The organism is Bradyrhizobium septentrionale, assembly GCF_011516645.4.
GTDB lineage: Bacteria > Pseudomonadota > Alphaproteobacteria > Rhizobiales > Xanthobacteraceae > Bradyrhizobium > Bradyrhizobium septentrionale.
The window spans coordinates 6,077,562-6,090,092 of the sequence record NZ_CP088285.1; the positions used below are offsets into that span (position 1 = coordinate 6,077,562).

A 12,531-nucleotide genomic window follows, 5' to 3' on the forward strand; every position below is an offset into this window, starting at 1 on the left:
ATCTCAACAACTGACGACGATGGTTATGGGTCCCGGCTTTCGCCGGGACGACACCGGGAATGGGTGGCTTCCTGCGGCATGTTTCCGTCGGAAATCGGGTGGCGCGAGCCGTGATCATGGGCCAGATTCCGCCTCATGACAGCAACCGCCCAAACCATCACCCGCCCAGTCGCCGGCATTCCCGCCCGCGTCGATGCGCTCGAGTGGGACCAGATCACCGCCGACCTCGACACCCAGGGCTGCGCCGTCCTCAACGGCTTGCTGACGCCGCAGGAGTGCGATGGCATCGCGGCGCTCTATCCCGATGACGGCCGGTTCCGCAGCAGGGTCGTGATGGGCCGCCACGGTTTTGGCCGCGGCGAGTACAAATACTTCTCCTATCCGCTGCCGGACCTGATCGCGGAGCTGCGGCCGGCGCTGTATGCGCGGCTGACCGCCACGGCCAATCGCTGGAACGAGACGATGGGCATCGACATCAGCTATCCGTCGTCGCATGCGGCGTTCCTGAAACGCTGCCACGATGCCGGGCAGACCCGGCCGACGCCGCTGCTGCTGCAATATGGCGAGGGCGACTACAATTGCCTGCACCAGGATCTCTATGGCGAGCACGTGTTCCCGATCCAGGTCGCGATCCTGCTATCCGAGCCGGGGCGCGATTTCAGCGGCGGCGAATTCGTGCTGACCGAGCAGCGGCCGCGGATGCAGTCGCGGCCCGAAGTGGTGCCGCTGACCAAGGGCGATGCGGTGGCGTTTGCCGTGCATCACCGTCCGGTGCAGGGGACGCGCGGGCCCTATCGTGTCAATCTGCGTCATGGCGTCAGCCGGATTCGTGCTGGCCATCGCCACACCGTTGGTGTGATCTTCCACGACGCAAAGTGAGTGCGCAGAGGCGTGGCCGCTGATCTGTTCGAGACAATTGGTGATGCACGGCCGCCGCGCGAGGTGATCGCGGACGGCGCAGTGCTGCTGCGCGGCTTTGTCCGGCCGTTCGAGGCCGAGCTGATCCCGGCATTGTGCGTCATCGTCAAGCAGGCGCCGTTCCGGCATCTGATCACGCCGGGCGGCCACCGGATGTCGGTCGCGATGACCAATTGCGGCAGCGTCGGCTGGGTCTCCGACGCGAGCGGCTATCGCTATGATCCGGTCGATCCCGACACGGGGCAGCCCTGGCCGGCGATGCCCGAGGTGTTGCGCAGGCTCGCCGCCGACGCGGCTGATGAGGCCGGCTTCACCGGCTTTGCGCCGGAGGCCTGTTTGATCAATCGCTACGTCCCCGGCGCAAAGCTGTCGCTGCATCAGGACAAGGACGAGCTCGACTACGCGGCACCGATCGTCTCGATCTCGCTCGGGCTGCCGGCGATCTTCCTGTTCGGCGGCCTGAAGCGCAGCGACACGCCGCGCCGCTACCGGCTCGAACATGGCGATGTTGCAGTGTGGGGCGGACCGTCACGGTTATTTTATCACGGCGTCGCAGCTCTCGCTGATGGCGAGCACAGCATGCTCGGCCGCCAGCGCATCAATTTGACCTTCCGCAAGGTGCGCTAGCTCCCCCTCCCGCAAATCGTAGAGGTGGTCTAAACTCCTGACATGACCACCAAGGCCGACCGCGCCGTCAACCGCACCGGCGTCTATCTCGCCGTGCTGCAGCTCGTGTTCACGCTGGGCTGGACCACCTACGTGATCTATCTGCCAAAGCTGTGCGCTGACGTCGGCATTGCGCCTGCGACCGTTATCCTGATCCTGATGATGGATCAGGGCATCTTCACCATTACCGACACCGCCATGGGCATGGCTGCCGACAGGATTTCCAGGATGGTCGGCCGCCTCGGCGTATTCGTCGGCATCCTCGCCGCGATCTCCTGCGCCGCCTTCATCGCACTGCCCTATGTGGCCGGCACCGGGCCGGGCGCAAAGGTCTGGCTGATCGCGTTGATCGTGATCTGGGCGGTGACGTCATCGGCGTTGCGCGCGCCGCCATTGACGCTGCTCGGCAAGTATCGCGCCGAGCCCTCGGTGCCGTTTCTCGCGGCGCTCGCGATGCTCGGCTACGGCATCGCCGGCGCAGTCTCGCCGTATCTCGGGGTCGTGCTACGCAACCATGATGCGCGTCTGCCGTTCGTGTTGTCCGGTGCGGTGCTGTTGCTGACTGCGCTCGCGTTCTCAGGGATCGAGCGCCGCATCGCCAAGGAGGCGCAGCCGGAGCGGCTTGCGCCACCAGCCAAGCGGCTCGGAGCGGTGCCGATGTTCCTGATCGCGTCGATGGTGCTGCTTTCGCTCGGCTATCAGCTGCACTTCAACATCAACAGCGCCCCGTTCTACCTGCGCTTCGCCAAACCGGATGAACTGCAGTGGCTGATGCCGGTGTTCTGGATCGGCTTCAATATCGCGATGTTTCCGGCGAGCATCGTCGTCAGGCATCGCGGCGGCCTGATCGTGATGGGCGCGGCGGGGCTGCTCGGCGCATTCGCCATCATTGCCGCGGAGATTGCCGGAAGCCTTAATGCCCTGATCGTGGCGCAGTTCCTCGCGGGGGCCGCCTGGGGCTGCATGCTGATGAGCGCGGTGTCCGCAGCGCTAGCGATCGGGGAGACCGGCGCGGAAGGCAAGGTCACCGGCCTCGTGTTCTCGGCGCTGGCGCTTGCCACCTTTGCGCGGATGGCGGCAGTCGCCGGCGGCCTGCAGAAGATTCCCGACTATGCGCCGCTGGTGCACTGGGCGCCGGTCGCCTGCTGGTCGGTCGCCGGTGCGGGCCTGCTCGTGATCGCCGCGTCGCGGCTGCAACGCGGCGCGAAAAGCGCCTAATTGTTCTTCGCCGGATGGATGAAGGCCCAGGGCGAGACCTCGGAATCGGTCGGCACTTCCACCGAGATCACGTAGGGACCGCCGTCGGCCAGTGCCTTCTCCAGCACCGGGCGGAAGTGATCGGGCGAGGTGACGCGCGCGGCGCCGACGCCGAAGGATTCCGCGAGCTTGACGAAATCGGGATTGACCAGATCGGAGGCGACGACGCGGCCGTCGAAGCGCTCGCGCTGGTCGCGGCGGACATTGCCGTAGGCGTTGTTGTTGAACACCAGCGTCACCACGCCGATCCTGAACTGGACGGCGGTGGCTAGCTCCTGCACGCCGAACATGAAACCACCGTCGCCGGTGATGGCGACCACCGGCTTGTTTGGGTTGGCGACCTTGGCGCCGAGCGCGGTCGGGAAGCCCGAGCCGAGCGTGCCCTGATAGCCCGAGGTGACGAAGGTGCGCGGTTCGTAGATCGGAAAGCCGTACCAGGAGGCGAAGCCGACCTGCGACAGCTCGTCGGTGACGATGGCGTTTGCCGGCAGCACCTCGCGCAGGATCTTCAGATAGGCCATCTGCGGCTGGATGCGCTGGATCTCGTGCTCGGTGGCGGCGGTCGCCTCGCGGATCGCGGCGCGGCGGCCCGAGGTCTTGCTGTAGCCGGCCCTGCGGACCGCAGCGACGAGATCGGCGGTTGCGGCCTTGGCGTCCGCGATCACGGCGGCATCGGCGGGCCAGCGGCGCAGCTCGACCGGATCGATGTCGATCCGCACGCATTTCAGGCCGGCCGGCTGATAGGGCCAGCGCGACATCGTCGGCAGCTCCAGGCGGGTGCCGACGCCGATCATCAGGTCGGTCTTCGGCCACAGTCTGTAGGCCGAAGCCATCGTGAGCCCGAGCTCATGTGCGTTGGAGACGATGCCGCGGCCGCTGCGGAATGCCACGACAGGCGCGTCGATCATCTCGGCCAGCTCAAGGATTTCCTCGCGCGCCTCGATGGCGCCGCTGCCGACAAAGATCATCGGCGCCTTGCTGCCGGCAATCAGATCGGCGGCCGCCTTGATGCGGTCTGGATCGGGCTGCGGCGCCGGCAATTGATCAAACGGCTTCACGGCCGCAACCTGGGTGCGCTGGGTAAACACGTCCCACGGCATTTCGAGCGAGGCCGGGCCGCGGCGGCCCGATAGCATCTCCTGGAACGCGCGCGACACCATCGCGGGCGCGTTGTCGGGGTATTCGATCCGCTCAGCCCATTTCACGAAGCTGCGCAGCGTCGCGAGCTGGTCCGGCATCTCGTGCAGATGGCCGCGGCCCTTGCCCAGAAATTGCGTCGGCACCTGACCGGTCAGGCACAGCACCGGCTCGTTGCAGCCGAACGCGGTGAGCAGCGCCGCCGAGGCGTTGAGCACGCCGGGGCCGGGCACCACGCTGAACACGCCGGGCTTGCCGCTGGAGCGGGCATAGCCAAACGCCATGTAGCCGCAGGCCTGCTCATGCCGGGCGCCGATCACCTTGAGCTGCGCCTGGTGGAACGCATCGAACAGGCCATAGATCTGTGCGCCGGGGAGGCCGAACACGGTGTCGACGCCGTGGGCGACGAGGCCGTTGACGATCGCTTCGCCGCCGGATGTTGAGGTCATGGCACTGTCCACTTGCTTCTCGGGTTAGGTCGCTTCGTCGACGACGCTATTGCGCAGGATGCCGACGCCTTCGGCTTCGACCTCGACGACGTCACCGGGCTTCAGATAGCGCGGCGGATCGAACCGCGCACCTGCGCCGGTTGGCGTCCCCGTGACGATGATGTCGCCGGGAACCAGCGTCGTGAAGGTCGAGATGTAGTTGATGAGGTAGCGGAAGCCGAAGATCAAGCGTGAGGTGCGGTCGTCCTGCCTGACTTCGCCGTTGACCCGCGTGGTCAGGCGAATATCGGCGATCTGCGCTTCGCTGGTGTAGGGCACGATCCATGGGCCGAGGCTGCCGGTGGAATCGAAGTTCTTGCCCTGGGTGACGTTGAATTTTGCGTGGCGCACCCAGTCGCGGATGGTGCCTTCATTGCAGAGCGTGATCGCTGCGATGTGATCGAGCGCGGCGCTCTCGGTAATGTGCCGGCCGGCCTTGCCGATCACCAGCACCAGCTCGCCCTCATAGTCGAGCTGCGGCGAGATGCGCGGCCGCACCACCGGCGTGTCGTGGCCGACGAAGGAGCGCGGCACCCGCAGGAACATGCTGGGATATTTCGGCGCATCCGAGCCGTCCTTGTACTCGGCATTGCGGTCCGGATAGTTGACGCCGATGCAGATGATCTTCTCCGGCGCCGGAATCGGCAGCTGCCAGGCGACCGCGTCGAGCGCATGGTCGGGCGCACGCTTGGCGGCATCCTCCACGAGTTTCGTCAGCGCGCCGGCGGCGATCGCCTCGCGCAGGGTCGGATAGTCCCTGACGAAGCGTGACGAGAGGTCGACGATGCCGGTGTCGGTGACGGCGCCATACTTGGTGGCGCCGTTGATGGAGTAGGTGGCGAGGCGAGGAGCGGGCATCTGCAATCCATTCATTGGTGTCGTCCCGGCCGAGTGCGCGATTGCGCACGGAGCCGGGACCCATACGCCGCGGCCATCGGAGTGGGTACGCGGCCAGACATTCTTTCGGCAACCCTATTCGGTGGTTATGGGTCCCGGCCTTCGCCGGGACGACGTGGATGGTGTTCGTTGCATTCGTCTTTAATCCGCAACCAGCACGTCGGCGACGAAGCGCGGTTCGCGCACCGCTTGTCCCGCGAAGGTCGAGCCTTCCTCGAACCAGGAGCGCGGCGCCGGCGCGCCCCACAGCGTCTGGCGGCGCGGATCGCGCAGCGACCAGCGCAGCGGCTCATGGTCATGATCGCCGGTGAGATAGTCGCTGGTGTAGAGTTCGATGCGGTGGCCGTCGGGATCGCGGATATAGAGGAAGAAGGCGTTGGAGATGCCGTGCCGGCCGGGGCCGCGCTCGATATTCGCAAGGAAGCCGGAGGAGGCCATCACGTCGCAGAGATGCACGATGTTCATCGCGGTCGGCACCCAATAGGCGATGTGGTGCAGGCGCGGCCCCTTGCCGTTGGTGATGGCGAAGTCGTGGACATTGCCCTTGCGATGCATCCAGGCGGCTGCGATGCGGCCGTTGGCGCCGTCCTCCTCGGCATACTCTGTGAGGCGGAAGCCGAGCCGGGCGTAGAAATCGACGGTGTCCTGCACCTCGGCGGCGAACACGTTGAAATGGTCGAGCCGCTGCGGATGGCAGCCCTTGTAGAGATCGTAGCGCCGCAGCAGATGCGGGCGCTTCTCCATCGTGGCGTAGAGCTCGATCTGGAAGCCGAACGGATCGGTGAACTGCAGGGTGCGGCCCTGGAACGGCTGGTCGACGAAGGAGTAGGCAACGCCGTTCTCCGAGAAGAAGGCGGCCGCCTTGTCGAGATCGCCGTCATTGCCGACCTTGAAGCCGAGCCGGTTGCAGGCGGCGTTCGGCGCCTTGCGCAGCACCACCGAATGATGCTGGTGCTCCTCGCTGGCGCGCAGATACACCGCCTTGTCGTCGCGATCCTCGATATGGAGGCCGACCGTGTTCGCATAGAAGGTGGCGCTCTTCTCCAGGTCCGTGACGTCGAGCACGGCATGGCTGCAGCGGATGATGTTGAAGGGTGGATCGAAGACGTGCGTCGGAACGGGCATGGTGTTTCCTCAATTTTGTTCGTCATTCCGGGCTCGCGAAGCGTGAACCCTGAATCTCGAGGTTCCCTGATGCGCAATTGCGCATCTGTGGTTCGATGCTGCGCATCGCCCCGGAACGACGGCTGGTTACATTCCCAGTTTCTGAATCTTGTGCGTCCCGCGCGCGAGCGAGACGTGCTTGGTTTCCATGTAGAAGTCGAACGAGTAGTCGCCGCCGTCGCGGCCGATGCCCGACGCTTTCATGCCGCCGAACGGGGTCGGCAGATGGCGGACGTTTTCCGAGTTGAGCCAGATCATGCCGGCTTCCAGCGCATCCGCCACGCGCAACGCGCGGCCCATGTCGCCGGTCCAGACATAGCCGGTCAGGCCGTATTGCACGCCGTTGGCGATCTCGATGGCGTCAGCCTCGTCCTTGAACGGGATCACGGTCAGGAACGGGCCGAACACCTCTTCCTGCGCGACGCGCATGGTCGCGTTGGCGCCGGTCACCAGCGTCGGCTGCACATAGTGGCCGCCGCCGGGCCCGTCATGCGGCTTGCCGCCGACCGCGATGGTGGCGCCGTCCTTCCTTGCGACGTCGAAATAGCTGCACACCTTGGCCAGGTGCCGCTCATGGATCAGCGGCCCGATCTCGGTGGCGGGATCGAGGGGATGACCGACCTTGAGCGCCTTGACGCGCGCGGTCAGCTTCTCGATGAACTTGTCGGCGATGCTGTGCTGGACGAGGAGCCGGCTCGACGACGTGCAGCGCTCGCCATTGAGCGAGTAGATCATGAACACGACAGCATCGAGCGCGCGGTCGAGATCGGCGTCGTCGAACACGATCACCGGGTTCTTGCCGCCGAGCTCGAAATGCACGCGCTTCAAGGTAGGCGCGCCCTGCGCCATGATCGCCGAGCCCGTCGTGCTCTCGCCGACGAAGCCGATCGCCTTGATGGCGGGATGTTCGGTCAGCGCCTTGCCGGCCTCTTCGCCGAAACCGTGCACGGTGTTGAGCACGCCGTCGGGGAGGCCGGCCTGCTTGGCCAGCTTCACCAACAGATCGGCCGTCACCGGCGACCATTCCGCCGGCTTGTGCACCACGGTGCAGCCGGCGGCGAGCGCCGGCGCGATCTTCCAGGTCGAGAGCATGAACGGCGTGTTCCACGGCGTGATCACGCCGACCGGGCCGATCGGCACGCGGGTCGAGATGTTCCAGTGCTCATCCGAGGGCGTGTTGAGGCCGTCGCGCGCCTCAGTGCATTTGTCGGCGAAGAAGCGGAAATTCTCCGCGGCGCGGATCGCGGCCTTGGCCATGAAGCGGTGCGCCTGGCCGGTGTCGATGCATTCGAGCACCGCGATGTCGTCGGCGCGCTCCTCGATCGCGTCGGCGACACGATGCAAGAGCTTGCGGCGCTGCGTCGCCGGCATGTCGCGCCAGGCCTTGAACGCCTTGGAAGCAGCGGTTGCCGCACGGTCGATATCCTCGGCGTTGCCGCGCGCGACGGTCGCCAGCACGGTGCCGTCGATCGGCGATTTCGTCTCGAATGTCTGGCCGGAGGCCGCCGGGACGACCTTGCCGTCGATCAAATTGCCGATGCCGTCGGCCTTCAACTTGGCGAGCAGGGGACCGGCGCGATCGCGATTGGCCTGGAACACGTCGGCCGATGATTTCGGAGTGGCTTTATCCATTGACCGTCTCCACCTTCAGTGCCTCGTGGATGTTGTTGCGTTTCCAGCTGGTTTCCTTGTCGTTGATCTGCATGTCGAACGACAAAGCAAATTTGCTTTTTGCAAATACCGGATCAAGATGCGCCGACAGCGCCTTGAAGATGTGCTCGCCGGCCTTCTTGCGGGTGGCGAGATCGCGGCCCTCGCCAAGCCGCAACACCATGTCGAGGAAGCCGTAATTCGCGCGCCCGTCGGCGATCGCGTAATGCTCGCATCGGATGGCGCGGACGCGGATGCCGCCGAGCGGGAAGATGCCGGTCTCGACCGCGGCCTTGCGGACCAGTTCGACGGTTGCGCCGATGTCGACGAGGCCGTCGAGATTGGCGGAATATTCCAGCGTGAAATGCGGCATGCAGTGCTCCTGCTGAGTGCGTCAGGCGAAGTAGCAGCTCACGGAACCGTACGGTCCGTAATCGGCCTGAATGGTGTCACCCTTGCGGGTCTCGATCGGGCGGATGAAGGAGCCCGCCAGCACGATTTGTCCGGCCTCCAGCGCCAGCCCGTTCGGGGCGATCTTGTTGGCGAGCCACGCCACCGCGGTCGCCGGATGATTCAACACGCCGGCGGCGAGTCCGGTTTCCTCGAGCTGGCCGTTGCGGAAGCAGAGCGCGCCGATCCAGCGCAGATCGGCTTCCAGCGGACGGATCGGCCGGCCGCCGAGCACGATGCCGGCGTTGGCGGCATTGTCGGCGATGGTGTCGAAGATTTTTCGCGTCGCCTTGGTCTCGGGGTCGACGCGCTCGACCCTCGTATCCAGGATTTCCAGTGCCGGCACCACGAAGTCGGTGGCGTTGAGCACGTCGAACAGCGTGCAGTCCGGTCCAGCCAGACGATGCTTCATCACGAAGGCGAGCTCGGCCTCGACGCGGGTTGCGATGAAGCGGTCGGTTGGCACCAAGCCGCCATCGGCAAAGAACATGTCGTCGAGCAGGACGCCGGAATCGGGCTCGTCGATATTGAGCGCACTCTGCATCGCCTTCGAGGTCAGGCCGATCTTGTGGCCCTTGACGACGCGGCCCTGCGCCACCTTCATCTCGACCCAGACCTTCTGAATCGCGTAGGCCTCTTCGAGGGTGATACGGGGGTATTCCAGCGACAGCTGGCGGATTTGCTTGCGGGTCTTTTCCGCAGTGTCGAGCCGCTCGGCGGCAGCGCGGATATCGTCCTTGGAGAGGGCCATGCGTGATACACAAAAGTGGGTGTTGGGGAGAGGATTAACATGTTAAGTGAATTTCTGCAAACTGAATCGGGGCATGCTGCACCGCAAAAGTTTGTTGTGGCGGATTGATTAATGGCGCGCAAAAATTCGAACGACACGCGGTCAGGGCAAGGTGATGAAGGATCGCCGCGTCGGACGCCGATGCGCGAGTTTTCGCGCTCGCTGCCGATGTCGCTGCTGCGGGCACGCGAAGCGGTGATGCGGCAATTCCGCCCGTCGCTGCGCAATCACGGGCTGACCGAGCAGCAGTGGCGGATCCTGCGGGCGCTCACCGCGGTCGACGAGATCGAGGTCACCGAGCTCGCCCGCACGGCGTTTCTGCTCGGCCCGAGCCTGTCGCGCATCCTGCGCGATCTCGAGGCCCGCCAGTTGATCGAGCGCAAGGCGGCGGAGAACGACGCGCGACGTGCGGTGGTTTCGATCTCCGCCAAGGGGTTGAAGCTGATCGAGGCGGTGGCGCCGACCTCGGAGGTGATCTACGCCGCCATCACCAGGCGCTACGGCGCGCGCAAGCTCGCGGAATTGCAGGAGATGCTGGGCGCGCTGGAAGCAAGCCTTGCCGGAATGAGCTCCACGGATGACGCCGAGGTCGAGGCTGACGAGTAGCCGGGAATTTGCGCGATGGCGCGCAGCAGTGCCGGTCAGGCCATGTAGGGAACGCGCGAAATCACGTTGATGGCGCGGAATTCGGCGATCCAGCCCGCAACCTTCGAATGGGACCACTCGATATGCCGGCGCAAGGTCGCGGCCGCGGCGTCGCCGTCGCGCGCGCGCAAGGCTTCGATGATCACCAGATGCTCGTCCATGAAGGAATCGATCTGCGGCGCGGTCAGGGCGACCTGAATGTGCTTGCCGATCACGAAAGCGCAGTGGGTGCGCTTGAGGGCTTCGAGCATCTCGCGATTGACGCCGTAACTCAGGCACTGGATATGGAGGTCACCCTCGATCTCGTCGAGCTCCCCGACACCGACGCGGTCGCGGTATTGGATCCCCTTGCGCAGCCGCTCGGCCATGCGGTCGAGCAGCGCCGCCGGTATCTTCGCGGCAGCGGATTTCAACAGCAGCGGCTCCAGCGTCGCGCGCATCTCGAAGATGTCGCGAACGCGATCCTCATCCAACGGCACCACGTACCAGTGGGACTTGGCGCCTTTCTCCAGGATTCCGATCGCCTGCGCTCGCAGCAGCAAATTGCGGGCAACGGTGCGCCCGACCCGGAAATGCCGCGCCAGTGCGAGCTCGCTGACGCGGAAGCGTCCGAACAGCGACCGGTAAATCACTTCGCGTTCGAGCTTGTAGTAAAGCGTGTCCCAGGCGTCGCTGCGCACCGCCTCGAACGGCCCGTCGGTCAGCCCCAGCATTTCCGGCGTGATCGGCACGCGCCGCGGTTCGACCTGACGCTTGCCGGCGATGACGCCGCGGCCGTCGAACCGGCGCACCAGGCCGATCAGCTCCAGCTGCTCGAAGGCCTGCCGCACCGGAGAGCGGCTCGAGCCGAACATGATCGCAATCGCCGATTCCGACAGGACGGCGCCGGGCGGAACGTCACCGGTCCGGATGCGCTTGGCCAATGCGGCTTTGATTAGCGCATACGCCGGCTGTTTCCGTCTGGTCTGCGATTTGGCTCTTGGCATCGACATGGATGGGTGCTCGGCCGCCACACTAACACGTGATTCCGCTGCGGTCGCAAGCGACAGGCATTTACGCACCGCCTGTGCTGAATTTTTGACCATTGCGTGCAATGTACAATCATGGTTAGTTGCTGGATACGATCGGACTGATAATCGCCGTTGCACGTCGGGTGCGCTGCAGCGGCGCTAACGTTTGTTCGGCGCGCGGTGATTGCCGTGAACAGGCAATAAGTACACGCGTCCAACTCGTCTCAATGCAGCCGACAAGCAAGTTCGGCGTTTTACAGGGAGGATTGAATGAAACTGACGAGACGTGAGTTTTCCGCCGGTTTGGCGGCAGGTCTCGCTGCTCCCGCGCTGATTGGCAGCGCGAGGGCGCAAGGTGCAACCATCAAGATCGGGATGTGCGCGCCCGTTACCGGCCCCGCCGCCGAGTCCGGCGGTTACGCCGTCAAGGGCGCCAAGCTGGCGCTGGAGGCCGTCAACAAGGCCGGCGGCATTCTCGGCAAGCAGGGCGAATTGATCGTCGAGGACGATCAGACCACCAATCCAGGCATCGTGCTGGCGTTCTCGAAGCTCGCCGCGCAATCCGACATCGTCGGCTTCCTCGGCTCGATCCGTTCGACCCAGGTGCACGCGATGGCGCCCGATGTGCTCAAGCTCGGCAAGCCCGTGATGATCGGCGGCACCGATCCGAACCTCACCCATATGGGCAACAAGTGGCTGTTCCGTTTCCGCCCCAATGACAGCTATTCCGGCCGCGTCATCGCCGAATACGGCGTCAGCACGCTCGGCAAGAAGAAATGGGCCGTGCTGCACTCGACCGACGCCTTCGGCACCGCCGGCGGTAAGGCGCTAACCGAAGCGCTGACCAAGGCCGGCGCGCCGCCGGTGCTCGACCAGGGCTACGCCAACCAGAGTCAGGACTTCACGCCCGTCGTGCTCGCGATCAAGCAGTCCGGCGCCGACATCCTCGGCTCCTACTTCACCTTCGAGAACGATCTCGGCATCTTCGCCCGCCAGCTGCGCCAGCTCGGCGTCAACATTCCGTGGGTCGGCTCGCCCTCGATCGTCAACATCACCGCGCTGAAGCTCGCCGGTCCGGCGCTCTACAACACCTTCGGTGTCGCGGACTATGCGGAAGACTCCAGCGAGGCCTCGAAGGCGTTCGGCAAGCTCTACCGCGACGCGGTCAAGGTCGCACCCGACAACCAGAGCTCCTGGACCTTCGATGCGATTACCGTGCTGGCCGCGGGCATCAACAAGGCCGGTTCGACCGAACCCGAGAAGATCCGCGAGGCGATCCTGTCGATCAAGAAATTCCCGGGTGCCGAGGGCGAATACAATTTCGACCAGAACGGCGACGGACTTCACGGCTACAACATCGTGAAGAACGAAAAGGGCAGCATCCTCTTCGACAAGCATATCGAGTTCAACGACTGATACCGGCAGAGGCCTCTCCGGCTGGCGCCGGGGAGGCCAGTGC

Annotated in this window: 12 protein-coding genes; 5 read left to right on the plus strand and 7 right to left on the minus strand. The window is 65.1% G+C overall.

Annotated features, from left to right (window positions below):
* Positions 1-135: 135 nt before the first annotated feature.
* The 3 genes from HAP48_RS30735 to HAP48_RS30745 are packed head-to-tail and all read left to right on the plus strand — an operon-like array spanning position 136 to position 2,802.
* Positions 136-879, plus strand: coding sequence for a 2OG-Fe(II) oxygenase (locus tag HAP48_RS30735; RefSeq protein WP_166203670.1), 744 nt, complete (start codon positions 136-138; stop codon positions 877-879).
* Positions 880-891: 12 nt separating this feature from the next.
* Positions 892-1,545: a DNA oxidative demethylase AlkB gene (gene alkB / locus HAP48_RS30740; protein WP_166203671.1), complete on the plus strand. Its 654-nt coding sequence runs from the start codon at positions 892-894 to the stop codon at positions 1,543-1,545.
* Between the two features lie 42 nt (positions 1,546-1,587).
* Complete coding sequence (locus tag HAP48_RS30745; RefSeq protein WP_166203672.1) at positions 1,588-2,802, plus strand: MFS transporter; 1,215 nt, start codon at positions 1,588-1,590, stop codon at positions 2,800-2,802.
* Here the strand turns inward: HAP48_RS30745 and HAP48_RS30750 are convergent.
* The 6 genes from HAP48_RS30750 to hpaH all read right to left on the minus strand — a co-directional run bounded on the left by HAP48_RS30750 (position 2,799) and on the right by hpaH (position 9,378).
* Positions 2,799-4,427 carry a thiamine pyrophosphate-dependent enzyme gene (locus tag HAP48_RS30750; RefSeq protein ID WP_166203673.1) on the minus strand — a complete coding sequence of 543 codons (1,629 nt, stop codon included), beginning with the start codon at positions 4,425-4,427 and terminating at the stop codon, positions 2,799-2,801. The genes HAP48_RS30745 and HAP48_RS30750 overlap by 4 nt on opposite strands.
* 24 nt (positions 4,428-4,451) lie before the next feature.
* The gene (locus HAP48_RS30755) at positions 4,452-5,324 is read right to left on the minus strand and encodes a fumarylacetoacetate hydrolase family protein (RefSeq protein ID WP_166203674.1); all 873 of its coding nucleotides are present in this window, start codon (positions 5,322-5,324) and stop codon (positions 4,452-4,454) included.
* A 180-nt stretch (positions 5,325-5,504) separates the two neighbouring features.
* The gene (hpaD, locus tag HAP48_RS30760) at positions 5,505-6,488 is read right to left on the minus strand and encodes a 3,4-dihydroxyphenylacetate 2,3-dioxygenase (protein ID WP_166203675.1); all 984 of its coding nucleotides are present in this window, start codon (positions 6,486-6,488) and stop codon (positions 5,505-5,507) included.
* 126 nt (positions 6,489-6,614) lie between these two features.
* On the minus strand, positions 6,615-8,159 hold the full coding sequence (gene hpaE / locus HAP48_RS30765; RefSeq protein ID WP_166203676.1) for a 5-carboxymethyl-2-hydroxymuconate semialdehyde dehydrogenase: 1,545 nt from the start codon (positions 8,157-8,159) through the stop codon (positions 6,615-6,617).
* Complete coding sequence (locus tag HAP48_RS30770) at positions 8,152-8,550, minus strand: 5-carboxymethyl-2-hydroxymuconate Delta-isomerase (protein ID WP_166203677.1); 399 nt, start codon at positions 8,548-8,550, stop codon at positions 8,152-8,154. Before HAP48_RS30770 ends, hpaE begins: the two co-directional genes overlap by 8 nt.
* A gap of 21 nt (positions 8,551-8,571) precedes the next feature.
* Entirely contained in the window at positions 8,572-9,378 is an 807-nt protein-coding gene (gene hpaH, locus HAP48_RS30775) for a 2-oxo-hept-4-ene-1,7-dioate hydratase (protein ID WP_166203678.1), read from the minus strand.
* A gap of 111 nt (positions 9,379-9,489) precedes the next feature.
* Here hpaH and hpaR point away from each other — a divergent pair, with 111 nt between their 5' ends.
* Positions 9,490-10,023, plus strand: a complete 534-nt coding sequence (gene hpaR / locus HAP48_RS30780) for a homoprotocatechuate degradation operon regulator HpaR (RefSeq protein ID WP_166203679.1) — start codon at positions 9,490-9,492, stop codon at positions 10,021-10,023.
* A gap of 35 nt (positions 10,024-10,058) precedes the next feature.
* Here hpaR and HAP48_RS30785 read toward each other — a convergent pair whose 3' ends face one another.
* Positions 10,059-11,210 (minus strand): GntR family transcriptional regulator, encoded by a 1,152-nt coding sequence (locus HAP48_RS30785; RefSeq protein WP_224496684.1) that lies wholly within the window; start codon positions 11,208-11,210, stop codon positions 10,059-10,061.
* Between the two features lie 132 nt (positions 11,211-11,342).
* Here HAP48_RS30785 and HAP48_RS30790 point away from each other — a divergent pair, with 132 nt between their 5' ends.
* Positions 11,343-12,488 carry an ABC transporter substrate-binding protein gene (locus tag HAP48_RS30790; RefSeq protein ID WP_166203680.1) on the plus strand — a complete coding sequence of 382 codons (1,146 nt, stop codon included), beginning with the start codon at positions 11,343-11,345 and terminating at the stop codon, positions 12,486-12,488.
* Positions 12,489-12,531: the final 43 nt, after the last annotated feature.

Bases quoted from the DNA above. Each gene is read 5' to 3' on its own strand.
- HAP48_RS30735 (WP_166203670.1), top strand. From the start codon at position 136: ATGACAGCAACCGCCCAAACCATCACCCGCCCAGTCGCCGGCATTCCC.
- HAP48_RS30745 (WP_166203672.1), top strand. From the start codon at position 1,588: ATGACCACCAAGGCCGACCGCGCCGTCAACCGCACCGGCGTCTATCTC.
- HAP48_RS30750 (WP_166203673.1), bottom strand. From the start codon at position 4,427: ATGACCTCAACATCCGGCGGCGAAGCGATCGTCAACGGCCTCGTCGCC.
- HAP48_RS30755 (WP_166203674.1), bottom strand. From the start codon at position 5,324: ATGCCCGCTCCTCGCCTCGCCACCTACTCCATCAACGGCGCCACCAAG.
- hpaD (WP_166203675.1), bottom strand. From the start codon at position 6,488: ATGCCCGTTCCGACGCACGTCTTCGATCCACCCTTCAACATCATCCGC.
- hpaE (WP_166203676.1), bottom strand. From the start codon at position 8,159: ATGGATAAAGCCACTCCGAAATCATCGGCCGACGTGTTCCAGGCCAAT.
- HAP48_RS30770 (WP_166203677.1), bottom strand. From the start codon at position 8,550: ATGCCGCATTTCACGCTGGAATATTCCGCCAATCTCGACGGCCTCGTC.
- hpaH (WP_166203678.1), bottom strand. From the start codon at position 9,378: ATGGCCCTCTCCAAGGACGATATCCGCGCTGCCGCCGAGCGGCTCGAC.
- hpaR (WP_166203679.1), top strand. From the start codon at position 9,490: ATGGCGCGCAAAAATTCGAACGACACGCGGTCAGGGCAAGGTGATGAA.
- HAP48_RS30790 (WP_166203680.1), top strand. From the start codon at position 11,343: ATGAAACTGACGAGACGTGAGTTTTCCGCCGGTTTGGCGGCAGGTCTC.